At 76.2% G+C, this 24,915-nt stretch carries 21 protein-coding genes; 13 read left to right on the top strand and 8 right to left on the bottom strand.

The genetic code is table 11. The features are described 5' to 3' along the window. Positions 1–228: 228 nt before the first annotated feature. Positions 229–618, bottom strand: a complete 390-nt coding sequence (locus ACF1ED_RS15175) for a hypothetical protein (protein WP_391760404.1) — start codon at positions 616–618, stop codon at positions 229–231. A gap of 226 nt (positions 619–844) precedes the next feature. Between ACF1ED_RS15175 and ACF1ED_RS15170 the strand changes: the two genes are divergently transcribed. The 4 genes from ACF1ED_RS15170 (at position 845) to ACF1ED_RS15155 (ending at position 3,966) form a co-directional block, all read left to right on the top strand. Next, positions 845–1,351: a DinB family protein gene (locus ACF1ED_RS15170; RefSeq protein ID WP_391760402.1), complete on the top strand. Its 507-nt coding sequence runs from the start codon at positions 845–847 to the stop codon at positions 1,349–1,351. 58 nt (positions 1,352–1,409) lie between these two features. Then, positions 1,410–2,342, top strand: a complete 933-nt coding sequence (locus ACF1ED_RS15165; RefSeq protein ID WP_391760400.1) for an aminoglycoside phosphotransferase family protein — start codon at positions 1,410–1,412, stop codon at positions 2,340–2,342. A gap of 252 nt (positions 2,343–2,594) precedes the next feature. Further along, a complete protein-coding gene (locus tag ACF1ED_RS15160) occupies positions 2,595–3,320 on the top strand; it encodes a dienelactone hydrolase family protein (protein ID WP_391760398.1) in 726 nt (241 codons plus the stop codon). A 55-nt stretch (positions 3,321–3,375) separates the two neighbouring features. Continuing rightward, a complete protein-coding gene (locus ACF1ED_RS15155) occupies positions 3,376–3,966 on the top strand; it encodes an ankyrin repeat domain-containing protein (RefSeq protein ID WP_391760396.1) in 591 nt (196 codons plus the stop codon). A 72-nt stretch (positions 3,967–4,038) separates the two neighbouring features. On the opposite strand, the gene ACF1ED_RS15150 is transcribed toward ACF1ED_RS15155, so the two are convergent. Further along, the gene (locus tag ACF1ED_RS15150) at positions 4,039–4,794 is read right to left on the bottom strand and encodes an SGNH/GDSL hydrolase family protein (RefSeq protein ID WP_391760394.1); all 756 of its coding nucleotides are present in this window, start codon (positions 4,792–4,794) and stop codon (positions 4,039–4,041) included. Next, entirely contained in the window at positions 4,791–6,239 is a 1,449-nt protein-coding gene (locus tag ACF1ED_RS15145) for a DHA2 family efflux MFS transporter permease subunit (RefSeq protein WP_391760392.1), read from the bottom strand. The genes ACF1ED_RS15150 and ACF1ED_RS15145 overlap by 4 nt, the downstream gene beginning before the upstream one ends. 67 nt (positions 6,240–6,306) lie before the next feature. Here ACF1ED_RS15145 and ACF1ED_RS15140 point away from each other — a divergent pair, with 67 nt between their 5' ends. Continuing rightward, positions 6,307–6,918 carry a TetR/AcrR family transcriptional regulator gene (locus tag ACF1ED_RS15140; RefSeq protein ID WP_391760390.1) on the top strand — a complete coding sequence of 204 codons (612 nt, stop codon included), beginning with the start codon at positions 6,307–6,309 and terminating at the stop codon, positions 6,916–6,918. A gap of 59 nt (positions 6,919–6,977) precedes the next feature. Here the strand turns inward: ACF1ED_RS15140 and ACF1ED_RS15135 are convergent, their stop codons facing one another. Both ACF1ED_RS15135 and ACF1ED_RS15130 read right to left on the bottom strand, forming a co-directional pair. Continuing rightward, positions 6,978–7,664 (bottom strand): HAD family hydrolase, encoded by a 687-nt coding sequence (locus tag ACF1ED_RS15135; protein WP_391760388.1) that lies wholly within the window; start codon positions 7,662–7,664, stop codon positions 6,978–6,980. After that, entirely contained in the window at positions 7,661–8,116 is a 456-nt protein-coding gene (locus ACF1ED_RS15130) for an Lrp/AsnC family transcriptional regulator (protein ID WP_391760386.1), read from the bottom strand. The genes ACF1ED_RS15135 and ACF1ED_RS15130 overlap by 4 nt, the downstream gene beginning before the upstream one ends. 125 nt (positions 8,117–8,241) lie before the next feature. Here ACF1ED_RS15130 and ACF1ED_RS15125 point away from each other — a divergent pair, with 125 nt between their 5' ends. Continuing rightward, positions 8,242–9,186 (top strand): SMP-30/gluconolactonase/LRE family protein, encoded by a 945-nt coding sequence (locus ACF1ED_RS15125; RefSeq protein ID WP_391760384.1) that lies wholly within the window; start codon positions 8,242–8,244, stop codon positions 9,184–9,186. A 59-nt stretch (positions 9,187–9,245) separates the two neighbouring features. Here ACF1ED_RS15125 and ACF1ED_RS15120 read toward each other — a convergent pair whose 3' ends face one another. Next, positions 9,246–10,202, bottom strand: a complete 957-nt coding sequence (locus ACF1ED_RS15120; RefSeq protein ID WP_391760382.1) for a GlxA family transcriptional regulator — start codon at positions 10,200–10,202, stop codon at positions 9,246–9,248. A 94-nt stretch (positions 10,203–10,296) separates the two neighbouring features. Between ACF1ED_RS15120 and ACF1ED_RS15115 the strand changes: the two genes are divergently transcribed. Next, positions 10,297–11,229: an NADP-dependent oxidoreductase gene (locus ACF1ED_RS15115; protein WP_391760732.1), complete on the top strand. Its 933-nt coding sequence runs from the start codon at positions 10,297–10,299 to the stop codon at positions 11,227–11,229. A 12-nt stretch (positions 11,230–11,241) separates the two neighbouring features. Here ACF1ED_RS15115 and ACF1ED_RS15110 read toward each other — a convergent pair whose 3' ends face one another. Beyond that, a complete protein-coding gene (locus ACF1ED_RS15110) occupies positions 11,242–12,654 on the bottom strand; it encodes an MFS transporter (RefSeq protein WP_391760730.1) in 1,413 nt (470 codons plus the stop codon). 242 nt (positions 12,655–12,896) lie between these two features. Between ACF1ED_RS15110 and ACF1ED_RS15105 the strand changes: the two genes are divergently transcribed. Together ACF1ED_RS15105 and ACF1ED_RS15100 are read left to right on the top strand one after the other, a co-directional pair. After that, entirely contained in the window at positions 12,897–13,490 is a 594-nt protein-coding gene (locus ACF1ED_RS15105) for a helix-turn-helix domain-containing protein (RefSeq protein ID WP_391760380.1), read from the top strand. 97 nt (positions 13,491–13,587) lie between these two features. After that, a complete protein-coding gene (locus tag ACF1ED_RS15100; RefSeq protein ID WP_391760378.1) occupies positions 13,588–14,910 on the top strand; it encodes a hypothetical protein in 1,323 nt (440 codons plus the stop codon). 135 nt (positions 14,911–15,045) lie between these two features. Here the strand turns inward: ACF1ED_RS15100 and ACF1ED_RS15095 are convergent, their stop codons facing one another. Beyond that, entirely contained in the window at positions 15,046–15,783 is a 738-nt protein-coding gene (locus tag ACF1ED_RS15095; protein ID WP_391760376.1) for a translation initiation factor IF-2, read from the bottom strand. A 108-nt stretch (positions 15,784–15,891) separates the two neighbouring features. On the opposite strand from ACF1ED_RS15095, the gene ACF1ED_RS15090 reads away from it, so the two are divergent. The 4 genes from ACF1ED_RS15090 (at position 15,892) to ACF1ED_RS15075 (ending at position 24,883) form a co-directional block, all read left to right on the top strand. Continuing rightward, positions 15,892–16,728 (top strand): NAD-dependent epimerase/dehydratase family protein, encoded by an 837-nt coding sequence (locus ACF1ED_RS15090; RefSeq protein ID WP_391760374.1) that lies wholly within the window; start codon positions 15,892–15,894, stop codon positions 16,726–16,728. 59 nt (positions 16,729–16,787) lie between these two features. Next, positions 16,788–17,378 carry a GNAT family N-acetyltransferase gene (locus ACF1ED_RS15085; protein WP_391760372.1) on the top strand — a complete coding sequence of 197 codons (591 nt, stop codon included), beginning with the start codon at positions 16,788–16,790 and terminating at the stop codon, positions 17,376–17,378. Positions 17,379–17,723: 345 nt separating this feature from the next. After that, positions 17,724–19,097 (top strand): acyltransferase domain-containing protein, encoded by a 1,374-nt coding sequence (locus ACF1ED_RS15080; protein WP_391760370.1) that lies wholly within the window; start codon positions 17,724–17,726, stop codon positions 19,095–19,097. Beyond that, entirely contained in the window at positions 19,094–24,883 is a 5,790-nt protein-coding gene (locus ACF1ED_RS15075; RefSeq protein WP_391760368.1) for an SDR family oxidoreductase, read from the top strand. Before ACF1ED_RS15080 ends, ACF1ED_RS15075 begins: the two co-directional genes overlap by 4 nt. The last annotated feature ends 32 nt before the right edge of the window (positions 24,884–24,915 follow it).

Genomic DNA, 24,915 nt, shown 5'->3' with positions numbered 1-24,915 from the left:
ACGCGGCCGACGGCCACGCTACCGAGCACGCCGCTCCCCGGCGCGCAGCGGACGGCGGGGACGAGGGGACGAGGGGACGACAGCGGAGGCGGCTCTCCTGCGGCGTGCTCCCGGGGCACGCCGGCGGGCCGTCCGGCGGTGGCGGTGGCTGTGGCTGTGACTGTGACTGTGGCGGTCCAGCAGGCCGTGTCCCGCGCTCGCGCTCGCCCGGCCACGGGAGCCCCGGTCTCATTCGGCCGCCCGGGAACCCTCCTCCCGCTCCCACTCGTAGAAGGCGCTGAGGCGGTGGTCGTGTTCGTAGGCGGGGTGCGGGGGCCGGCCCACCCGACCGATCGCCTCCCCGGTGCTCGGATCGTTCGACCTGAGGAGACCGAAGGCGGCGTTGAGCCGCGTCTCGGAGTCGTCCTCGTCCAGGAGCGCCGCGAGGGCGTCGGCGACCTCTTCCGGATGGCCCGCCGCGCTGTGCGCGACGGCGGCGTCGCAGGCGGCGACCGCCAGACACAGGACGGGCAGCCCGTCGTCCGTCATCGTGTCCGGTGGCGCTCCGGCCTCCAGCGGCGCGGCCACCGCCTCCGCGTCGCCCCGCCGAACCACCGCCACGAACTCCGCGTCGTCCATGCGGCCCATTCTCGGACACGCCTCCCCGCCGCGTGGCCGCACAGACGGCGGAGCCCGTACGGGAGAGGGCGCGGGATCTCCCGGAGGCTGCGGGGCCGCGCCGACGCCGACGGTCAACTGCCTTGTCTAGTCAAGGGCGTTCAGCGGGAGACTTCGGGTCCGGCGGTCGGCGGGTAGGGCGGATTCCCGGGTGCGGTCCGGACGGAGGGAGGACTAGGGTGCCCCGGTGACCGAGACGCAGCAGCACCGTGACGTGGGCCCTCCCGGCGGCGGCTCCGACGAGAAGTCGACCTTGTCCGCCTTCCTGGACTACCTCCGCGAAGCGGTGGCCGCGAAGGCTCGGGGGCTCGACGACGAGAAGGGGCGAACGCCCGGGGTGCCCTCCGGCACCAGCGTCCTCGGCCTGGTGAAGCACCTGACGGCGGCCGAACTGTACTGGTTCGCCTGGGCCTTCGAGGGGGCCGACGTCGAGCATCCGGACTTCGGGATGGAGGTCTCGGACGACGAGGACGCGGACGGTCTGCTCGCCGCGTACCGCGAGGCCGTCGAGCGGTCCAACGAGATCATCGGGCGCTGCGACGACCTGAGCGGTCCGTGTGCCCGGCCGGCCGGGAAGGCGGGCGTCGTGCGCACCATGCGGTGGGTGCTGGTGCACATGATCGAGGAGACGGCCCGCCACGCGGGTCATGCCGACATCCTTCGTGAGCAGGCCGACGGTTCCGTCGGCAGGTAGTGGCCCCGTCGCGTCCGGAGGCGGGACCGACGGCGGTCGGGGCGCATAGGGTGCCGGGATGGTCGCGATGCCCGAGGAGTTCGGACGGTGCACGGTCGAGCGCGAGGGAGAGGCCGGGCGGACCTGGCTCGCCGCGCTGCCCGCGATCGTGGCGGAGCTGCTGGGGCGCTGGGGGTGCGTGCCGGACGGGGAGGTCATGCACGGGGGTGTGGGCCTCGTCGTTCCGGTGCGCCGGCGGGCCGGGGAGCGCGCCGTGCTGAAGGTGTCGTTTCCGCATCCCGGCAACGTCCACGAACCGGACGCGTTCGTCGCGTGGGGCGGGCGCGGCGCGGTCCTGCTGCACGAGCGCGACGACGCGCGGTTCGCGATGCTGCTGGAGCGGGTGCGGTCGTCGACGCTGGCCGAGGTCGAGGACGGCGACGAGGTGGTGACGGTCGCCGGGCGGCTCAATCGCCGCCTGGCCGTCCCCGCGCCGCCCGGCCTGCCCCGGCTGCGCGAGCGGGCCGACGCCTGGGAGGAGCGGCTGCGCACGGACTCCGTGGCGCTGCCGCACGCCGTGCCGCGCCGGGTGCTGGACGCCGCCGTGGCGACCGTACGGGAGCTGGGCCGGATCCAGCCGGACACGCTCGTCCACGGCGACCTGCACGCGCGGAACGTCCTGCGGGCCGACCGGGAGCCGTGGCTGGCCGTCGACCCCAAGGGGTACGCGGGGGACCCCGCCTACGACGGCGGCACCCTGCTCAAGTCCCGCGCGCTGACGCTCCTGGGCTCGGACGACCTGGCCGGCTCCGTCCGCCGCGTTCTGGACGTCTTCGCGGAGGCCGCCGAACTCGACCGCGAGCGCGTCCGCCGCTGGGCCCAGTTCCATGCCGTCCAGGCCGCGTTCTGGGGGCGTCGTCACGGCTTCCGCGTCGCGCGCGGCGGCCCGCTGCTGGACCGGATCACCCAGTTCGCCGACCGCCTGTCCGAGGTGCTCACCGAGGGCGCGTGACGCGGGAGGCCCCCGGCTCGGGCCGGACCGGTCGGGCCCGGACCGGCCCCGACCGGCCTGGATCCGGAGAACGGCGGGAAAATCGTCTGGCGGATCCCGGTGGGCCTTGCTAGCTTTCGGGAGGCCGTGCGAGAGAACGAGGAGGTGGTACCCGTGAACGCAGTTTCGACATGGGTGCTCCCCTCCGGGGTCACGGTCGGGCGATAGGTCGTCCGGGAGCGCCGTTCCAGCGCACTCCCGAAAGGCACGTCCGTGCACTTCACTTCCGAACAGCGTCTCGACGACGGCGTCCTCGAACGCGAATTCGTCCTCGGCGAGATCCCCGGCACCCTGTGGACGCCCGAGTCCACCACGCCGGTCCCGCTGGTCCTCATGGCCCACAACAACGGCCTGCCCAAGGCGGACCCCCGGCTGATCGCCCGGGCCCGCCACACCGCGGCGCGCGGGTACGCGGTGGCCACCATCGACGCCGTCGGGTGCGGCGACCGGCCCCGTTCCGCCGCCGCCGAGCAGGCCCGCGACGAGCTCCGCCGGGCGATGCGGGCGGGCGAACCGGTCGACGAGATCTTCGAGTCCCTCATCGGCCCGATGGTCGGGAACGCCGTACCGGAATGGCGGACCACCCTGGACGCCCTGCTCCCGCTGCCGGAGATCGGCGGCCCCGTCGGCTACTCCGGGGGGTGGACGGCCCTCGGCATCCGGCTCGCGGTGGTCGAGCCGCGCATCGTGGCCGCCGGCTTCTTCGCCGGAGGCTACGTGCCCCGTGCCCAGCGCGAGGAGGCCGGGCGGGTCACCATCCCCCTGCTGTTCCTGCTGCAGTGGGACGACGAGGGCAACCCCCGGCAACGGGCCCTGGACCTGTTCGACGCCTTCGGCAGCGAGGAGAAGACCCTGCACGCCAACCTGGGCGGACACACCGGCACCCCGTGGTTCGAGCTGGAGGACGGCTGCCGGTTCCTGGACCGCCACCTGAAGTGAGCCCGGACGGCGGGCGGCACCGCCCGGTGCCGGGGCCGTGTGCGAGCGTGAGGAGGTGAGGAAACCGGGGCGCGAGGCGGGGGAGGAGGGCCGCCGGCTCGTCGCGGCACTGGGCGAGTTCCACCACGACGGCTTCGGGTCGGCCTGTGCGGCCGGGATCGACGCGGCCGAGGCGGTGCGCCGTCTCGGCGGGACGCCGGTGCCGGACGACGTCATGGAGGACTTCCTCGACGACCCGTACGCGTACGACATGGACGAGAGCCCGCGCCTCGTCGGCGTGACGACCGTGCCGGGCGGCTGCGTGGTGGCCCGGCCCCGGGGCTACGCGCCGCAGATGCCCGGCGTACTGGCCCTGTTGTCCGTCGGCACGCACTGCTACGGGCTGTACGCGAACCCCAAGAGCGGCAACCAGGGGAGCGTCGCCCGCGACGGGACCCTGGAGGGCGGGGACCTCCACCCGGGCGGCGGGCCCGACGAGGACGACGGCCCGGAGGAGGTGCTGAACTCCTGTCTGTACCGGTACCGGTACCGGGCCGTGGCCTACGCGTACGCCTTCGCGGGACTGCGCCCGACGGACTCCCGCGCCGTGCTCGGGCCGCCGGACGTGTGGGTCGAACTCCCGGACCGCGACTACTGGAGCCGCTGAGGGGCCTGTCCGGCGTCCGTCGCCGACGGCACGCTCACGACGACGGTCCGGAGGATGCCCGCTCGCGGGCCCCTACGGGTTTCGCCGGCCCGTGGGGCCCCCGTCGCGCCGCTCGGCGTCCCCGGCCACGGCGGTGGCTATCGCGGCGAAGGCGACCGCGTGGCCGCGGGCGTTGCCGTGGACGCCGTCGGTGGCGTAGATGCCGGGGTCGGCGGCGAGCGGGTGGTGGTGGGTGTCGACGTGGATGCCGCCCAAGGCGTGCGTCAGGCCGGCGGTGACGCGGTCGAGTCCGTCGAAGCGGCGGGCCATGCCGGCCGCGTGTTCCGGCGGGACGAGGCCCGAGCGGGCGAGGTCGAACAGGCCGATGGTGATGACGCGGGCTCCGCTCTCGGCGAGGGGCGTGAGGAGCGAGGCGAGCCCGGCCCGGAAGGCGTCCGGGTCGAAGCCGCGGAAGGCGTCGTTACCGCCCGCGCTCACCATCACCACGTCCGGCTCGAAATCCAGGGCCGGGCCGAGCTGCCGGTCCCGGATCTCGTCGAGGAGCAGGTGGGGCGTGGCGAGGTTGACCGCGGCGAAGCCGGGGCGGGTGGCGGCGAGGGCGTCGCTGAAGCGGTCGGCGAAGGAGCGGTCGCGGTAGCCGGGGAGGGGGCCCATCACCCCGGCGGTGACGCTGTCGCCGAGGACGGCCAGCCGGTTCCACGGGAGGCCGCGGAGCAGTTCGGCGGCGGTGTCGGGGGCCATGCAGTACGGGTCGGACGACTCGGCGGTGAGGTCGGGACCGTCGGCCGGCGGGGCCTGGACGGGGGTCCGGTGCGGCTGCGGGGTCATCGCTGGTCTCCTTCGAGGACGCGGGGGGCGGGCGGGGTCCGGCCGGCCGGTGGCGCCGGGGCCGGGTTCGGGGCCGGGGGCCGGGGCGCGGTGGGGCGCAGGGCGAGGCCGCCGAGGGCGGCGGCCACGTTGACGGCGGCGGCGAACCAGTACACGGCGGCGTACGGCTCCGCGCCCGGGCCCGGGACCTCGGCGACGATCACGGCGGTGGCGGCGATGCCGAGGCCGCCGCCGATCTGACGGGCCGCCATGACCATGCCCGTGGCGGCGGCGAAGTGCTGGGGCGCCACGGAGAGGGCGGAGGCGGTGGAGATGCCGACGGTGGCCAGTCCGACGCCGGCTCCCATGACCGTCCCGGCCGGGAGCCAGAGCGTCCAGAAGCGGGGCTCGGTGTCGATGAGCAGGGCCAGTGCGGCCGTCGGGGCGGCGACGAGGGCCGAGCCCACCGCCACCATGACGCGCGGGGTGAGGGTGAGGGAGAGCCGTCCGATGCCGACGCCGACCACGGCGGTGACGAGCGCCGCGGGGCTCATGGCGAGGCCCGCCTCCAGGGCGGAGTAGTCCCAGGCGTCGGTCATGAAGAGCACGCCGAGCAGCATCGTGGCGAAGAGGGCGGCGCCGTACGCGACGGAGACGGCGCTCGCGACGGCGAAGGGGCGGCTGCGGAAGAGGTCGAGCCGGAGTGCCGGCCGGGGGTGCCGGAGCGCCCGGACCACGGTCGCCGCCCCCGCGAGGACGGTGACGCCGGCGGCGGCCCGTACGTGCGCCGACGACCAGCCGTGCTCGGGGCCCCGCGTCAGGCCGTACACCGCCGCGCCGACGCAGAGGGCGAGCAGCAGACTGCCCGCGAGGTCGGGCGCGCGGCCGGTGCGGGACTCGCCGGTGAGCAGCTTCCGTCCGGCGATCAGCACCCCGATGCCGACCGGCAGGTTGAGGCAGAACAGCGCCCGCCAGTCGAGGGCTTCGACGATGACGCCGCCGAGGGCGGGTCCGGCGGCGGCGGCCAGGGCGCCCGCCGCGCTCCACAGGCCGATCGCGGCGCGTCGGCGTTCGGCGGGGATCTCGGCGAGCACGAGCCCCAGCGAGGCGGGCACCAGCAAGGCCGCCGCCAGTCCCTGGGCGGCGCGGCCGCCGAGGAGCAGGGGCAGGTTCGGGGCCACGGCGATCAGCAGCGAGGACACCGTGAAGGCGGCGACGCCGGCCAGGAAGAGGCGGGCCCGGCCGACGGCGTCGGCCAGCGGGCCGGCCGGGGCGAGCAGGGCGGCGAAGGGGATCACATAGGCGGTGGCGACCCAGGAGACGGTGGTCAGCGAGGCGCCGAAGGCGTCGGCGATCGGTGGCACGGCCAGGTTGGTCACGGTGGCGTCGAGGAAGCTCAGGAAGGTGCCCGCGCAGGCCAGTAACAGGGCGAGGGAGGCTCGGCGAGCGGCCGTGGGAGAAGTCATGGCGAGGATTTAAGAGTACGATCGTTCGTACGTCAATGACGTACGGTCGTTTGCTAAACTGCGGGGCATGGCAGGACGCGCATCGGCTCAGGCAGCCCTCGAGACCCGGCGGTCGGTGCTGCGCGCAGCGGCCGAACTCGCTTCCCTGGAGGGCCTGGACAGCGTCACCATCGGCCGGCTCGCCGACCGGCTGGGGATGAGCAAGGCAGGGGTCATCGGCCAGTTCCGCAGCAAGGAGAAGCTGCAGCTGGAGACGGTGGAGCTGGTCCTGGAGGACTTCCGCGCCCGGGTCTGGCTGCCGGTGCGCCACCTCGACGCGGGCCTGCCGCGCCTGCTGGCCGTCTGCGCGGCCTGGGTGCGGTACGCCGCCGAACCCGGCTACTCCGGCGGCTGCCTGCTCACCCAGGTCACGTACGACTACGACGGGCGCACCGGCTCCGTGCACGACCGGATCGCCGAGGGGCGCTCCCGCTGGCGGGACACCCTGCGCCACGACGTCGACGCCGCCGTGGACGCCGGGGACCTCCCGCCCGCGACGGACACGCCCCGCGTCGTCTACGGCCTGGAGTCCCTGGCCGCGGGCATCACCCCGGCGAGGCTCCTCCACGGCGACACCCAGGCGGAGAGCTGGGCGCTGCACGGCATGCGCACCATCCTGGGCGTCCCACCGACGGACTGATCGCCACGGGACGGGCGCCCCCGGGGAGGAACGGAGGCGCCCGCGCACGCCCTCCCCCGTCAGTGCTCCGCGAGCAGCTCCGGCAGCTTGCGCATGTCGTCGAAGACGACGGTGCCGGGGCCTTCGAGCCGTTCGGCCGGCGTGGGGCCCCCGGCGTAGCCGAAGGCCCGCATCCCGGCCGCCCGCGCGGCCGCGACGCCGGGTCCGCTGTCCTCGACCACCGCGCACGCCGCCGGATCGACGCCCATCCGGCGGGCGGCGTACAGGAAGAGATCCGGCGCGGGTTTGCCGCGGGACACTTCGCTCGCGCTGTAGACGCGGCCCTCGAAGTGGCCGTACAGCCCGGTGCGGCCCAGGGTGTGGCGCATCTTCTCGTGCGATCCGCTGGACGCGACGCAGGTGGGCAGGGTGAGGGCGGCGAGCGCCTCGGGCAGCCCGTCCACCGGGTCGAGGCCGAGGTCGACCGCCTCCCGGTGACGCCGGATGAGCCGGCTCCACCAGAGCGCGGCGGTCTCCGCGCCGAGCCGCTCGGCGATCTGCCCGACGATCGACTTCTCCGAGCGCCCGATGAACCGTTCCACCACCTCGTCGGAGGTGAGCGGCCAGCCCAACTCCGCGCCGAGCGCGACCTGGAGACGGACGGCGAGGCGTTCGGTGTCGACGAGCACCCCGTCGCAGTCGAATATCACGAGCTCTATCGGCCTGGCCGTTCCCGCCGCGTGGGCGGCGGGGCGGGCGGCGCTCACGTCCCGTCCTCCGCGGTCAGCGGGGACAGGGGCCGCTCGAAGAAGGTCTCCAGGACCACCGTGGCCTGGGTGCCGCTGACCCCGTCGATTGCGTAGATCCGGCGCAGCACGTCCTGCAGCTGCTCGGTGGTCGCGGTCCTGACCTTCACGAGCACGGAGGCGCTGCCGGCGATGACGTGCGCCTCCAGGATCTCGGGGAGCGCGGCGAAGTCCCGCCCCGAATCCCCCATCCAGGACGTCGAGTCGACCATCACGTAGGCCAGGACGGCGCTGCCCACGGCGGCCGGGTCCACCTCGGCGGCGGTGCGCCGGATGACGCCGCGCTCCTTGAGCTTCCGGACCCGCTCGTGGGCGGCGCCCGCGGACAGTCCGACGGCCTGCCCCAGGGCGGCGTAGGGCTGGGTGGCGTCCTGCTGGAGCCGGGCCAGCAGTGCGCGATCTATGTGATCCACAACTCTCCATTCGCGATCTTCTGGCCAGGACCATATCCCATCCTGCAATATTCACTTCAAGCCGACTGTGATTCAACTTCCGGCCCAGATACGGCATATGACGTCTCTCGCGAGGAGTGGACCCTATGAGCAGCGAGCGCCCCGGACTGTACGAGATGCTCGACGAGCGGTTCCGCACCGGCCGGTGCATGAACGGTGACGACGCCCTGGAGGTGCTGTTCACCGGCTGCCGTTGGGCCGAGGGGCCGGTCTACGTGCCCGCCTGGCGGCAGGTGGTCTGGAGCGACATCCCCAACGACCGGATGCTGCGGTGGGACGAGGAGACCGGAGCGGTCGGCGTCTTCCGCCGCTCCGCCGGCCACACCAACGGCAACACCCTCGACCGCGAGGGCCGGTTGATCACCTGCGAGCAGGGCAACCGCCGGGTGACCCGGACCGAACACGACGGCACCCTCACCGTGCTGGCCGACCGGTGGCGGGGCAAGCGCCTGAACAGCCCCAACGACGCGGCCGTGAAGTCCGACGGCTCGATCTGGTTCTCCGACCCGGATTTCGGCATCACCAGCGACTACGAGGGGTACCGCGCGCAGAGCGAGATCGGTTCCAACAACGTCTACCGGATCGATCCGGCCACCGGGGAGGTGCGGCTGGTCGCGGACTGCTTCGGCGCGCCCAACGGGCTGGTCTTCTCGGCCGACGAGCGGCAGCTGTTCGTCTCCGACACCCGCGCGGGCTTCATCCGGGTCTTCGACGTCCGCGAGGACGGCACCCTGTCCGAAGGAACTGTCTTCGCGAAGGCCGGCGACCGCGAGAAGGCCCGCTTCGACAACCTGCGCTTCGACGACGGCGGCCGGCTCTGGGTGGCCGCGATGGACGACGGCGTGCACTGCTACGACCCCGACGGCACCCTGATCGGCCGCCTCGACGTGCCCGAGGCGGTCGCCAACATCTCCTGGGGCGGCGCCAAGCGCAACCGCCTCTTCATCACCGCGGAGACCAGCCTGTACTCGGTGGTCATGGCCGTCACCGGCACGCACCCGACCGGGCCGGGGCGGCGGCCCTGGCTGTAGTCGGCCCCGCCGCCCTCTCCCCTCCCCCGCCGCGCACCGCTCCCCTCCCTCGGGGGCCGTCAGCCCGTCGGCGAGGCGGTCCCACGGAAGGTGCGGCGGTACGCCATCGGCGAGACGCCGATGGCCGCGTGCAGGTGCTCGCGCAGGGAGGTCCCGGTGGCGAAGCCGACCTGGCCGGCGATGTCGTCGACGGCCAGGTCGGTGGTCTCCAGGAGGTGCTGGGCCCGGCTCACGCGCTGCTGGATCAGCCAGCGCCCCGGGCTCGTCCCGACCTCCTCGCCGAAGCGGCGCGCGAAGGTGCGCAGGCTCATCCGGGCGTGTCCGGCGAGCTCGGTCAGCGTCAGCGGCTCGTGCAGGTTCTCCAGCGCCCACTGGCGGGTGGCCGAGGTACCGTTCCCGTCCGCCGGGGGCACGGGGTGCTCGATGTACTGGGCCTGCCCGCCGTCCCGCCACGGCGGTACGACACAGACCCGTGCCACGTGGTTGGCGACGGCCGCGCCGTGGTCCCGGCGTACGAGGTGGAGGCAGACGTCGACGCCGGAGGCGGCGCCGGCGGAGGTCAGCACGGAGCCGTCGTCCACGAACAGCACGTCCGGGTCCACCCTGACCGACGGGTACCAGGACCGGAAGACGTCGGCGACCGCCCAGTGGGTGGTGGCCGGCCGGCCGTCGAGCAGTCCCGCCGCCGCCAGCACGAAGGCACCCGTGCAGATGGACACGATCCGGGTCCCGGGACGGACCGCGGCGAGGGCCTCGCCCGCCCCCGGCGGCAGTTCGCGCGAGAGCCGGGAGAGGTCGAAGGGCGGCAGCAGCACCGTGTCCGCCGTCGCGAGGACCTCGGGGCCGTGCCCCACGGACACCGAGAAGTCGGCGTTCGTGGCGACGGGGCCGCCGTCGACCGAGCAGGTGAGGACCTCGTAGCGGTCCTGGAGGGCCCCGAAGACCCGGCTCGGGATGCCGAGCTCGAAGGGATACACCCCGTCCAGGGCGAGGACGACGACGCGGTGGACGCTCATGGCACGATCCCGTCGGAAGTTGGCATTCATGCCATGGTACCGGGGTGGCCCTCCGGCGAGGCTGGACGGCATGACGAACCCCACCACCGCCACGATGCGCGCCATCAGCCAGAACGCCCACGGCACCCCCGAGGTCCTGGAGCAGGTCGTCCTGCCCCGCCCCGCCCCCGGCCCGGGCCAGATCCTCGTCGCCGTCCGCGCCGCGGGCGTCAACCCGACCGACTGGAAGCACCGCGCCGCCGGCCTCTTCCTCGGCCGGCTGCCGCTCGTCCTCGGCTGGGACGTGTCCGGCGTGGTCGAGGCCGTCGGCTTCGGCGTCACCCTGTTCAAGCCGGGCGACGAGGTCTTCGGGATGCTGCCCTACCCGCACGGCGTCGGCTCCCACGCCGAGTACGTCACGGGCCCCGCCCGCGCCTTCGCCGCCAAGCCCGCCGGCATCGACCACGTCCAGGCCGGCGCCCTGCCGCTCGCCGCCCTCACCGCGTACCAGGCGGTCGTCGACACCGCGGCGGTCCGCTCCGGACAGCGCGTCCTGGTCCACGCCGCCGCCGGCGGGGTCGGCCACCTCGCCGTCCAGATCGCGAAGGCCCGCGGCGCGTACGTCATCGGCACCGCCAGCGCCGCCAAGCACGGGTTCGTCCGCTCGATCGGCGCGGACGAGGTGATCGACTACCGCACCACCGACTTCCGCGACGCGGTCCGGGACGTCGACATGGTGCTCGACCCGGTCTCCGGCGACACCCGCGCCCGCTCCCTCGACGTCCTGCGCCCCGGCGGCGTCCTCGTCTCGATCCTGCCGGGCACCGACCCCGAGGAGGCCGCGAAGGCCGCGGCCCGCGGGGTCCGCGTGGAGTCGCTCCTCGTCGAGGCGGACCACGCCGGCATGAACGCCGTCGCCGGCCTGGCCGCCTCCGGAGCCCTCCGCGCCCACGTCGAGGCCGTCTTCCCGCTCGCCGACGCGGCCAAGGCCCACGCCCTGGGCGAGACCAACCGCACGACCGGCAAGATCGTGCTGACCGTTCCGTAGGGGCGCGCCGCGTCACGCCGTTCCGCTCGCCCCTCCGCGCTCCGCACCGGTGCGGGGCGCCGGGGCCGGGGCGGCCGGCTTCGGCCCCGCGACGCGGGCGACGGCCAGGAGCAGCACGCCGCAGGCGGCGACCACGACCCAGCCCGGGCGGGCCGCGTGCGCGAGGCCCGCCGGGCCGGTGCCGGCCACCAGGCCTCCGGCGAGGGCGATGCCGAGGGCGGCGCCCAACTGCCGTGCGGTGGAGGTGATCGCCCCGGCCACACCGGCGCGGGCGGGCGGCAGCCCGTCGACGGCGGTGTTGGTGATCGGGGCGTTGGCGAAGCCGAACCCGACGCCGATGAGCGCGTACGCCGCGAGCAGCAGCGCCACGCTCGTCTGCGGGGTCAGCCGGACCAGGCACAGCCCGCCGGCCGTGATGAACGCGCCGGCCAGGAGCAGCGGCAGGCGCGGCCCCGTGCGCCCGGTCATGCGGCCGGACCACGGCGCGCAGACGGTCGCCCCGAGGGCGAGGGGCAAGGTCGCCGCCCCGGCGGCCAGCGGCGTCCAGCCCCGGGTGTGCTGCAGGTAGAGGGTGTTGAGCAGCAGCGCGGTGTTGAGGGCGACGAAGACCGCCACCGCGCCGACGACGGCACCGCCGAACACCGGACGCCCGAAGAGCCGCGGATCGATCAGCGGCTCGGGGCGGCGGGACTCGACCCGGACGAACCAGGCCGCCGCCGCGACGGCGCCCGCGTACCCCGCCAGTGCCGCCGGCGAGGTCCAGCCGATGCGCGGCCCCTCGATCAGGACGCCGACCACGACCGCGAGGAGGAGGGCCAGCAGGACCTGGCCCGGCGGGTCGAGCCGCCGGGCCCGCCGGGCCCGCGACTCCGGCACGAACACCGCGCTGAGCAGCAGGGCGGCCACGACGACGGGGGCGTTGATCCAGAACAGCGCCCGCCAGTCGAGCCCGGCGAGCAGCATCCCGCCCGTGACGGGTCCGGCCGCCATGCTCAGGCCGAAGACCGACGCCCAGACGCCGATCGCCCGGGCCCGCTCCCTCGGGTCCGGCATCGCGTTCACCACGATCGCGAGGGCCACGGGGCTGAGCATCGAGGCCCCGGCCCCCTGCAGCGCGCGGGCCGCGACGAGTACGCCCGCCGACGGGGCGAGCGCGCAGAGGAGCGAGGCCGCACCGAACACCGCGAGCCCGCACTGGAACACCCTGCGGCGCCCGAACCGGTCCGCCAGCGCGCCCGAGGAGATCAGCAGGGCGGCCAGGACCAGCGTGTAGGCGTCCACGACCCATTCCAGGCCGCGCGTGTCGACGCCCAGGTCGCGCCCGATGGACGGCAGGCCCACGTTGACGACGGTGGTGTCCAGGCCCACCAGGAACATGCTCAGGCAGCAGACGGCCAGGACGGTCCAGCGTCCGCGCGCGCTCAGCGCGTCGGGCCGGGCAGGGGGAGCGGGCGGGTGCGCGGGCGAGTGTGCGGCCGGGTGCGCGGCCGGGTGCGCGGCCGGGGGTGTCTTCCAAGGCGCGTTCCGGGGCGCGGTCCGGGGCGCGTTCGGGTCTGCGGGCGTCGTGGTCACGATCCACCTCTGTCGTGCGGGAACGAAGTCCCGCAAGACTCGGCCCCGGCCACGGCGGCGGCCCACGGATTTTGCGGACACTGCAAAATGGGGCCATGAACACAGGAGCCGGGGACCCGGAGCTGGAGCGGATCCTCGACGGCATCGGGCCGCGGCTGCGCGCCCTGCGCCGGGAGCGGGGGCTGACGCTGGAGGCGCTCGCGGCCACGACGGGGATCTCGGTCAGCACCCTGTCCCGGGTCGAGTCCGGCAAGCGGCGGCCGACGCTGGACCTGCTCATCCCGCTGGCACGGGCCCACCGCGTCGCGCTCGACCAGCTGGTGGCGGCGCCGGCCAGCGGGGACCCCCGGGTGCACCTCCAGCCCCTGCGGAAGAGGGACGGGAGCGTCCTCGTCCCCCTGACGCAGTACCCGGGCCGCGTACAGGTCTTCAAACAGGTGCTGGCACCGCGCGAGCCGGAGCTGGTCTCCCACGCGGGGTACGAGTGGCTCTACGTCCTCGCCGGCCGGCTGAGGCTGGTCCTCGGCGCCCGGGACTTCACGCTGCGGCCCGGCGAGACGGCCGAGTTCGACACCTCCGAACCCCACTGGTTCGGTCCCGCGGACGCGGACGCCGTGGAGATCCTGCACCTGTTCGGCCCGCACGGGGACCGAGCCGTCGTGCGCGCCCGGCGGTCCGACGGACCGTAAGCCTCCCCGGGGGCGCGTCCCTCCGCCGGGCGCCGTGTCCCTTCGCGGGGCTCCTCGTTCGCCTAGGCGGTCTTCGGTCGATCGGTGAGGAGTGGGCATGCGGGTCCGGATGGTGCCGGGAAGCGTCGGCGGGTCCCGGGGCGGGGCGGCGGACCGCCCCGGGCGGACGAACGCGCTGGACCGGGCGTTCGCCCTCTTCCACGCCCGGGGCGCCGTACCCGTGGTGGTGGGGCACGTCCTGGACTTTCCCGGCGGGTCGTTCACGCTCGACGGGCTTCGCGCACGCGTGGCCGAGCGGACGCCCGGGCTGGACGCCCTGCACCTCGTGGCGACCCCGGGCGCCCGCTCCTGGACGCGCTCCGTCCCTCCCGGTGCCGGGTCGCACGTCAGCGAGGAGCGGGCGGACGGCCGGCTCGCCGAGGCGACCGACGCGGTGTGGCGCCGGCCGCTGCCCGGGCGTCCGGCGCCGGGCTGGGACCTGCGGGTGCTGACCTGCCGGAGCGAGCGGGTGCAGCGGATCTGCTTCCGCGTCGACCACTCCGTCGTGGACGGCGTCGGCGCGGCGCACCTGGTGGCCGCGCTGCTGGCCGACGAGCCCGTAACCGGGCCGCACCCCTACCGGCCGCCGGCGGCCGGGCGCGCCTCCCTGGCGTGGCTGCGCGCGTCGCCGTTCGGGAGGTTCCCCGCGCACGAGACGGTGCCCGCGGGGTGCGGCTCGGCGCCGAGCGGGCGGCCCGCCACGGCGTACGCGGACGTCCCGGACGCGGAGTTGCGGGCGGTGGCGTCACGGTGGGGGGCGGGCGTCAACGACGTGTACCTCGCCGCCGTGACCGGTGCGCTCGCCGTCCTGCAGGAGCGGCAGGGGGCGCCGGTCCGTGACCTGAGGGTGGTGATGCCGATGTCGGTGCGCACGCGGGAGGACCGGCTCTCGCCGGGGAACGCCGCCCTGCCGGCGGTCCTGCGGCTGCCGTGCGCGGTGACGGAGCCGGGCGAGCGGCTGGCGGACGTGGCCGCGCAGACCCTCGCGCACAAGGCTTCCGGGCTGCGCGAAGGCGGCTGGAAGGCACTGCTGCGCGTCCCGCCCGCCCTGCTGCACCGGGGGATGGAGCGCCCCGCCTTCCGGCTGGTCGCCAGCCACATCGACATCACCGGCGCCTACCGCGTGCTGGGCGCTCCCCCGCTCGGCGCGAGCGTCTTCGGCATCGACAGCCCGGGCATGCTCGGCTACTTCTCGCTCACCCGGGCGGCGGGCACCGCCCGCGTGACGGTGGTGCACGACCGCTCCCACGCGGCGGCGGCGGAGCTGCCGGACCTCTGGGTGAACGCTCTCGCCGAACTCGCCGGATCCGCCGGGTGCGGCCGGGCGGACGGGGGCAGGGGCGGGCGCGGCCACGTTCGAGACCATGAAGTCGGACCGTGATCGAGAAGACTCCGGGCGCCGCGCCGTCCCGCCCCTGCCGACCCGTCACGGCGAGGCCGAGACCCGTGCCGACCCGAGCAGCGTGATTCCGGGCAGCGGCTCGCCGGCGGGTCCCTCCGGGGCGGGGCGGCGCGGTCAGTGCGGCGGCGGCTGCGGGTGCAGGGCGTTGCCCACGCCGCAGCCGCCCTCTCCGGGCATCCGCTGGATCCGGACCGGCGTCCACACGTCGAGGACGCCGGGGCCCACCAGGGCGAGCACGCAGTCCTGCGGGTCGAAGCCGTTGCCCTTCAACGAGAGGCTGACGCCGACCCGGCCGGCCTCCGCCTGCACCTCGGTACGGATCTCGGGGTGCAGGTCGAGGGCGGCGAGGGCCCGGCGCACCTCCGCCTCTTCCGCCCGGCCGCCCTTCGGCACCCGGGGAAGCTTCGCGCGCAGTTCCGCGGACGGCAGTTCGGGCACGGGCGGCGGCGGGGGGAAGACCAGCGGCGCGCCGGCCGGGCAGTCCACGTCACGGGGCTCCTCCCGCCACTCCGACCGGGGCGACACCCGCACCGCGAAACAGCGCCGCACGACGACCTCCTGGGCGTCGAACCGGTCGTCGTACGCCGAGCCGGACGTGCGGACGACCACGTCGACGCCGTCCCCGTCGTGCGTCGACGTGCCGGTCACCCGCAGCACCTCCACCCCGTCGACCTCGGCGGCCGCCCGTCCGACCTCCTCCGCCGTACGCGGGCGCTGGCCGTAGAGCCGCTCGCCCACCTTCCCGGCCGCCTCCCGCGCGGCGTCCGTCGCGTGGTCCTCGGAGTTCTCCAGCACCCCGCAGCCGACGGTGAACGACGACAACAGCACCGCCCACAGCAGCAGTCGGCGCATGACGCGCCCACCCCCTCCCCCGAACTCCCGTCCGGCACCCGGTGTCCCGGACGACGTCACCGATCGTACGCAGCCGGTCGGACATGAAGATCTTCTAGGGTGGGGCCCATGCGGATACTCGTCGCGGGCGCCACGGGCGCCGTGGGCCGTCAGCTCGTCCCCCGCCTGGAGGCGGCGGGGCACGAGGTCGTGGGCATCTCCAGGCGCGGACCGCGCCCGGTGGACGTGCTGGACGCCGGGGCCGTGCGGCGGGCGGTGGCCGAGGCCGCGCCCGACGCGGTCGTGCACCAGCTCACGGACCTGGGCGGGGCGGACGGCGCCGCGAACGACCGGGTGCGCGTCGAGGGGACCCGCAACCTCGTGGACGCGGCGCGCGCGGCGGGCGTCCGCCGGATCGTGGCGCAGTCGATCAGCTGGGCGTACGCCCCCGGGGACGCGCCCGCCGACGAGTCCGTGCCGCTCGACCGGACGGAGGAGCCGCCCCGCGCCCGGATCGTCGCGGGGGTGCGGGCCCTGGAGAGCACGGTGGCCGAACTGCCGGAGGCCGTCGTCCTGCGGTACGGGATCCTCTACGGCCCCGGCACCTGGTACGCGCCCGGCGGCGCGGTGGCCGCCGCGCTGGCCGGGGACGCGGAGGCCCGGTTCCTGGGCAGCACGGCGGCCGACGCGTCGGTGAGCTCCTTCGTGCACGTCGCCGACGCGGCGGACGCCGCCGTACGCGCCCTCGACTGGCCCCCGGGGGCGTACAACGTGGTGGACGACGAACCCGCTCCCGCGCACGACTGGCTGCCGCTGCTCGCGAAGGCGCTGGGGGTGCCCGCCCCGGAGCGGACCGGCGGCCGGGCGCCCTGGGCGCGCGGCGCGCTCAACGCCCGGGCCCGCGCGCTCGGTTGGACCCCCGCCCGCCCGTCCTGGCGGACGGGCTTCGGCGACCAGGGCGCGTAGGCGTTCGCGGCGGCGGCCGGGGGTCGGCACCGGCCCGGACGCGGTTCTATGATCGCGGGATGACCGACGACGTCCTTCTGACCGTGGGTGCTTCGCCGTCCGGCCCCTCCCTCGTCCTGCGCCCCTGGGGGGCGGAGGACGCCGCCGCGCTCGTCGGGGTGTGGCGGGACCCGGTGCTGCGGCGCTGGACGAGCACCGTCGTGGAGAACGAGGCCGATGCCGCGCGGTGGGTGCGGGAGCAGGAGCGCGGGTGGGCCTCGGGCGAGCGGTTCGGGTTCGCGGTGCTGGAGGGGCGGGCCGGGCCGGGGCGACCGGAGACGGTGGTCGGCAACGTGGTGCTCAAGGGGGCGGCGGCCGGGGCGCCTTCGGCCGAGGTCGGGTACTGGACCGCCGCGCACGCGCGCGGGCGGGGGGTCGCGTCGCGCGCCCTGGAGGCGGTGACCCTCTGGGCCTTCGACACCTTCGGGGGGACCGGGCTTCAGCGGCTCGACCTCCTGCACCAGGTGGACAACGTGGCCTCGTGCCGCGTGGCGCGGAAGGCCGCGTACGACTTCGACCGGGTGCTGCCCGCGTCACCGCCGGCCTTCCCGCTCGACGGGCACCTGCACACGCGGTACGGCCCTGCCTCGCGCGCGAACACGCCCGCGTGAGCGGCGGGCCGCGCGTCGCGGGCCCCGCCTGATCCGTTCGGCTCCCGGCGGGATCCGAACGGCCCTCCCTCGGCAGGGGATTCACACTGATGTCCGCCATGTCGTCACTGTGGGTGATGACATGGCATATGACCTGACGAGACCATGTGGCTCGTGGGCTCACGCCCCTGTTCCGGACCCGGTGCGGTGCCGTGTCGTCACGGTGCCGTCATCGGGTTGACGTCGTCCCCTCTCCGCACCATGCGCTCGTGGACCTGTCGCGCCGGAACGCTCCCCCGCCGCGCGCGGCCGACCACGGCCTTCCGTCGATCCGGCTGAACACCCGCGCGTCATGGAGGACTTGCTGTGTCGGACTGCGCTGTCATGTTTCCCGGGCAGGGCGCCTATCTGCCCGGTGCTCTCGCCCCGCTGGCCGATGACGAACCACTGGTCCGGGAGACGCTCCGCGCCCTGGACGGCGCGGCGGGCCGCGTGGGGCGGAGCGCCCCCTCGCGCCTGCTGCTCGACGAGGACGCGCCGTCGCTGGCCGATCTGGTCGCCACGTCCCCCGCCGACCTGCACGTGGCGCTGTTCGCCGCCGAGATGACCTTGTTCCGGCTCCTGACGGAACGGCACGGCCTGCGTCCCTCGGTCCTCATCGGGCACAGCTTCGGCGAGCTGGTGGCCCTCACCGCCGCCGGGGTGTACGGCCTGGAGGAGGGCATGGCCCTGGTCGCCGCCCGGGACGAGGCGTTCGCCGCGTGCCCGCCCGCGGAGGGCGGGATGGTGGCGCTCGGGATGTCGGCGTCCCGCGCCGGGGCGCTGCTGACGGGGCTGGGCGAGTGGGAGGTCACTCTCGCCGCGGACAACGGTCCGCGGCAGTGCGTGGTGTCCGGGCCCGCCGTCCCCCTGGAGAGGGTCCGGGGCGCGGCCGTGACGCTGGGCATCGAGGCCACCAGGCTGCGGGTGCCCTACGCGTTCCACCACCGGATGCTCGCGGGGGTGGCCGACGACTTCGCCCGCCGGGCCGCCTCGCTGCGTACCGGACGGGCACGGCACGTCCTGCACTCGGCGATCCTGGAAGGACGGCTGGACGGCCCCGGCGGGGTGGCCGACCTGGTCGCCGCCCACCTGGTGCGGCCCACGCGGTTCACCGGGGCGGTGCGCCGGCTGCACGCGGACGGGGTGGACGTGTTCGTGGAGTGCGGACCCCGCGGCGTCCTGAGCGATCTGGTCGAGTCGACGGTTCCGGGCGTCCGCGTCGTCGCGCCGCTGCGACGCCGGGCGGGGGGCCAGGCCGTGGCCGACGCCCTCGCCGGGATCGGCACGGACGCGCCCGTCCCCGCGGGGCTCGCGCCGCCCCGCCGGCCCGGGCGCGGCCCCTCGCCGCTCCCGCGCGCTCCTCGCGCCGACGCGGCCCCCGCCGGGCCGGGCGGGGAGGGCCTCGCCGACCGGAAGGCCGTCGTGGAGACCCTGCGGTCCCTGTACGCCGCCGCGCTCGGGTATCCCCCCGAGGTGCTGACCGAGGACGCGGACCTGGAGGCCGACCTGGGGGTGGACTCCATCAAGCAGACGGAGCTCTTCGCCCGGGCCGCCGGGCACTACGGGCGCACCCTGCCGGCCGAGGGGTCCCGGCTGACGAGCTACACGACGCTCGACGCGCTGGCCGGGCTGCTCGCGACGCTGCCCGTACGGGACGCCGGAGCCCGGGACGCGGACACGAGGGAGGCACTGGCATGAGCGGGGACGTCCCGCCCGCCTCCCTGCCGGCGGGCGACCTCCGGGGGAAGGTCGCGCTCGTCACCGGTGGGGGCAAGGGCGTCGGCGCGGCCATCAGCCGGGAACTCGCCGGGCGCGGCGCGTACGTCGTCGTCAACCACTTCCACTCGGCCGGGGCGGCGGAGGGCACCGTCGCCGCGATCCGCCGGGCCGGGGGACTCGCCCGGGCGGTGCGGGCCAGCGTGGCCAAGCGCGACCAGGTCGACGCGATGTTCGCGGCGGTCGCCGACGAGCACGGCGGGGTGGACGTCCTCGTGAACAACGCGGCCCGCGGCGTCTTCGCCCGCTACGACGACCTCACCGACGTCGAATGGCGGCGGGCCCTGGACACCAACCTCCACGGGGCCCGGTGGTGCGCCCTCGCCGCGGCGCCGCTCATGGCCGCCCGAGGGGGCGGGTCCATCGTCAACGTCTCGTCCATCGGCGCGGGGCTGGCCATGGACAACTACCTGCTGGTGGGGGTGTGCAAGGCCGCGCTGGAGGCGATGACCCGGTACCTGGCAGCCGATCTCGGCCCCCGGGGCATCCGGGTCAACACCGCCTCCGCCGGGCTGCTGGACAACGCCACCGCCGCGCTGTTCCCCGGCGCGGCCGGCCTGCGGGACACCTGCCGGGCGGCCTCTCCCCTGGGCCGCCTCGGCACCGAGGAGGACCTGGCCCGGCTCGTCGCCTTCCTGGCCTCGCCGCAGGCGGAGTGGATCTCCGGGCAGTGCCTGCTGGCGGACGGCGGACTCTCGGTGGGGCGCGCCATGCTCACCCCGGGGCCGGTGCCTCCGCCCGCGCCCGTTCCCGCGCCTCCGGCCGTACGCGCAGCTTCTCCCGCGCCTCCGGCCGTACGCGCACCCGCTCCCGCGCCTCCGTCCGTACGCGTACCCGCTCCCGCGCCTCCGTCCGTACGCGTACCCAGGCCCGCGCCCGGGTCCGTTCCCGTGGCCTCTGACGGGGACCGGACCGTCGCCGTCGTCGGCATGGGGCTCGTCGCGCCCGGGGTGGACGGGCCGGACTCGTTCTGGCGGCGGCTGGTGGAGGGCGTGCCCCGGTTCGGCGAGCCGGGGGAACGGTTCGCGCTCGAACACTTCTGGTCGGCCCAGGACGCGCCGGACCGCACCTACAGCCGGGTCGCCGGGTACGTCCGGCCGGTCCCGCCCGGCGGCGAGGACTTCCTGACCGCCTGGACCCGCGCGGCCCTCGGCCAGTGCGGGGCCGCGGGCCTCGGCTCGGCCGGGGCCCGTGCCGCCTGCTTCGTCGGGGCGTGGAGCGAGGGGTCCCAGCACGTCGAGGAGAGCCTGCTGGCCGAGGCAGCCGCCGAGGGCATCGCCGCGCACTGGCCCACCGCCGCCGACGGGGAGGAGCTCCGCGAGCGGCTGCTGGACCGCCTGCGGAGCCTGTACCCGCGCGCCGGGCGGCTGGCGGAGCACCTTCCGGCCGCCGCCGTCCGCCGGGCGATGGCCGGGCTGCTGCCGCCGGACACGCCGGTGCGGGTCGTCGACACCGCCTGCTCGTCGTCGCTCTACGCGCTCGGACTGGGGGCGCGCGCCCTGCTGGACGGGGAGTGCGAAGTGGCCCTGTGCGGCGGGGCGTTCTCCCTGGGGCCCCGCTACAGCGTGCTCTTCTCCCGGCTGGGCGGCCTGAGCCGCTCGGGTGCCGTGCGGGCTTTCGACGGCGGGGCGGACGGGGTGCTGTTCTCCGACGGCGCCGGGTTCGTCGCGCTGAAGCGGCTGGACCGCGCCCGCGCGGACGGGGACCGCGTCCTGGGGGTCCTCGCCGGGTTCGGGGCCGCCTCCGACGGGCGCGGGCGCGCCGTGCACGCGCCCCATCACACCGGTCAGGAAAGGGCGTTGGCCCGTGCCCGGGCCGTTTCCGGGATCCCGGCCGAGCAGGTCGACTGGGTGGTCGCGCACGGCACCGGGACCCCGGCCGGGGACCGGGTGGAACGCGACGTCCTGCACCGGCAGTTGCCGCACGCCTGGTGCACCTCCAACAAGTCGGTCGTCGGGCACACCGGCTGGAGCGCGGGCGTGGTCTCCGTCATCCACGCCCTCCAGGCCCTCGCCCACGGCGTGATCCCGCCACAGACCCCCTACAGCGCCCCGGACGGCGCGCCCGCGCTCCGGGTGCCGACGGGTCCCGTGCCGTGGCCCCGGACGCCCGGCCGGCCGCGTACGGTCGGGGTCTCCTCGTTCGGCTTCGGCGGCACCAACGCGCACCTCCTGCTCCAGGACGCGCCCCGGCCCGGGGAGGCCGCGCCCGTCTCGCTTCCCGCGCCCGTCCCGCCTCCCGGGAACGCCGGGGACGACCCCGTGGTGGCGGTGGCCTGGTCGGCGCACCTGCCCGGGGCGCCCGGCGCGGAGGAGGTGGCGCGCCGGCTGGCGGAGGGGCTGCCGCCCGCCGGCCGTCCGTCCTTCGGCGACGACTGTCCCGCGCCGTCCTTCGCGGAGGTGCGGATGCCGGCGCGGACGGTGGAGGCGGTCGACCGGGCGCAGTTGACGGCCCTTCAGGCGGCGGCCGCGCTGTCCGCCCCGGACGGCTCGGCCTGGTGGGACGGGCTGCGGGAGAACTGCGGGGTCTTCGCCGCCCACACGGGAGTGCCGTCCCGGGCCCCCGCCGTCACGCTCCGCTGCTACGCGGCCTCGCTGGCCGGGACCCTGCGCGGCGGCGTGCCGCGGGGCCTCGATCCCGAGGCGTACGAGCGTGCCACCGGCGCGTTCCTCGACGCGGTGCGGGAGCTCGACGCGCCGGGCGAGGACACGCTGGCCGGACTGATGCCCAACGTGATCCCCGCCCGGGTCGCCGCGGCGCACGATCTGCACGGGCCGACGATGACCCTGGACACCGGTCCCTCCTCCGGCCGCACGGCGCTGCGCACCGCCGCCGCCCACCTGCGGCGCGGCGAGCTGGACCTGGCCCTGGTGATCGGCGTCAACGGTGCCGCCGGGCCGCTCTTCACCCGTCTGTACGAAGACGAAGGGGCCGGGCGGCCGGCCGAGGGGGCGTTCGCCCTGCTGCTCACCCGGGCGTCCGTCGCGGGCTCCCGCGGCTGGCCGGTGCTGGGTGAACTGGCGTCGCTGCTCGACGCGTTGCCCGCCGCGCCCGAGCCCCACGCCGGCTGGAGCTACCGGGGCTGCGACGACCTGGTCGGCGTGCTGCGGCGGATCGGCGCCCCGGCGTCCCCGGCGTCCCCGGCGTCCCCGGCGGCGGTCCAGGGCCCGCCCGGCGCGGAGCGGCACGCCGCGGCGGCCGCGGCGGTGACGCGGCGCCACACCCTGAGCTGGGAGCGGCGGGGTACGTGCGCGTCCCTTCCGCGTCCGCTGCCGGCCGGGACCCTGGTCCTCACCGGCTCGCGGCACGCCTCCGCCCTGCGCCCCGTGGTGGAGGCGGCCGGTCCGTCCGGCCGGCTCGTGACGCTGGACGCCGGGCAGGACCCGCAGGCGGTCGTCGACGCGGTCCTGGCGGAGCGTCCGGAGGGGTTCGCGCATCTGCGGGTGGTGGCCGGTCTGCACGCCCCGGCCGCCTGGCCCGCGCCGCCTCCCGCCGGGTTCCTGGCCCTCCAGGAGGGCGCGTTCTGGGCCGTACGGCGGCTGCGCGACCGGCTCACGGCGGACGGGACCTGCGGCATCGCCGTGATGGCGCCGTTCGACGGCGGCCATCCGGCGCCGCACGCGCACCTGTTCACCGGGTTCGTGAAGTCCCTCGCCTGGGAGCTGACCGGCTGCACGGTGCGCGCCGTGGTCGGCGACGCCCCGGAGGCGCGCGGCGCGCTGGCCGCCCTGGAGGACGAACTGGCCCGCCCCGCCGACGGCCTGCCCGTCGTCCGCCACCACGGGGGCGAGCGGTTCGCGCAGCGCCTCGCCGAGAGCCCGGCGCCCCCGCCGGGCGACGGGCCCCCGCTGGCGCCGGGGGCCGTGGTCGTGGCCACGGGCGGGGCCCGGGGCATCACCGCCGCGTGTCTGCTCGGCCTGGCCCGCCTCGCGCCCCTGCGCGTGCACCTGGTGGGCTCCAGCCGGCTCGGCGACCTGCCCGACGGGCTGCTCGACGCCGCCGAGGACGAACTGCCCGCGGCCCGGGCCCGGTACATCGCCGCGGAGCGCGACCGCCGGCCGGACCGTCCGGTGCGGGAGGTCAACGCGGCCTTCGACCGGCTCCTGCACGCCCGCGAGTCCGCCCTGACCCTGCGGGCGCTGCGCGCGCTGTGCGGGGACGACCACGTCCACTTCCACACCTGCGACCTCACCGACGCCCGGGCCGTGCGGGCGCTCGCGGACGCCGTCCGCGGCCACGAGGACCGCGTCGACCTGCTCGTCCACGGGGCGGGGCTGCACCACCCGGGCGACATCGTGCGCAAGACCCTGCCGGGCATGCGGCGCGTCCGCGACGTGAAGCTGTACGGGTACCACCACCTGCGGTCCGTCCTCACCGGGGCGCTCGCCCCGCGCCTGTGGTGCAACTTCGGGTCCGTCACCGGGGTCGCCGGACTGCCCGGCGAGAGCGACTACTCCCCGGCCAACGACTTCCTGTCCGGCGCCGCCCAGGCCGGTCCGCCGGGCGAGTACACCATCGCCTGGACCGTCTGGGACGAGACCGGCCTGGGCTCCGGGGCGATCGTCCGGTCCTACACCGCCCGCACCGCGCGCCTGTCGCGCATGACCACCGCCGAGGGCGTCGGCCACTTCCTGGCCGAACTGCGCCGCCGCGCGGACCCGGGGCCCGGCGCGGGCCCCGGCCGGCCCCCGTACCGGGAGAGCCTGGTCACCTTCGTCGGGGAGGCCGAGCACCGCTCCTTCGCCCTCCGCTTCCCCGGTCTGCTCGCCCCGTCCGGGAAGCCGCCGCGTCCCGCCGTCCCGGCCGGCGCCCCCGGCCTCCCGGGGCTGCTGCCCGCGCCCGACGAGCTCCGGCGGGAGCGGGCGAGCTGGCGCCTGGCCCTCGACGTCGGCGCCCACGGCTACCTGCTCGACCACCTCGTCGACGGGAAGCCCACCGTGCCGGGCGTCCTGCTCGCCGACCTCGCCGTCCAGGCGGCCCGCACCCTGGCCCCCGGCCTGCCGGTCCGCAGCGTCGACGACCTCGCGTTCAGCGCCTGGGTCAGGGTCCGCGCGGACGGCCGGCCCGCCCGGTTCCGCGTCGACGCCCGGCGCACCGACTCCCGGCACTCCTGCGCCGTCACCGTCACGGTCCGCTCCGACACCGTCGCCCCGGACGGCCGGGCGCTCGCCCGGAACCGCGAGCACTTCCGCGCCACCGTCCGCCTCGGCGGCACCCCCCTCGTGCCGCACCCCTCCGGTCCCCTCGGCACACCGCTCGCACCGGCCGGGGACCCCTACTACTCCCCCGCCTCACCGGTCCTGCTGAGCGGCGCCTTCCGCGCCACCGACCAGTGCCGCACCACCCCGCTGGGCACCACGGCCCGCTGGCTCCCCGACGTCCGGGACCTCGCCGGGCTGCCGCGCCTCAGCACACCGTGCACCCTGCTCGACAGCCTCGCCCGCACACCGGCACTCCGGGCGGCCCCCGACGGCCGCCCCGTCCTCGTCCCCCGTCACATCGAGCGCATCGCCCTCTACGAACCCGGCGACGACCACGCGCTCCTCACCCGGCATCCGGACGGCCTGCGGCTGTGCCACTCCCCCGCCACCGCGGTCAGCACCGCCGCCGCGCCGGACGGCCGCGTCGTCGCCCAGATCACCGGGATGCGCGCCACCGTCCTCGCGCACCTCCCCGCGGACACCCATGACACCGCCGCCTCCGGCTGACCCCCGGTGCCGGCCGGTGTCCTCGCCGGCCG

Origin of the sequence: Streptomyces sp. NPDC014656, from assembly GCF_043084305.1 — a bacterium.
In the GTDB taxonomy this organism is placed as follows: Bacteria; Actinomycetota; Actinomycetes; order Streptomycetales; family Streptomycetaceae; genus Streptomyces.
Note: the sequence above shows the minus strand (reverse complement) of the source record. Positions and strands in the feature narration are given on the sequence as shown.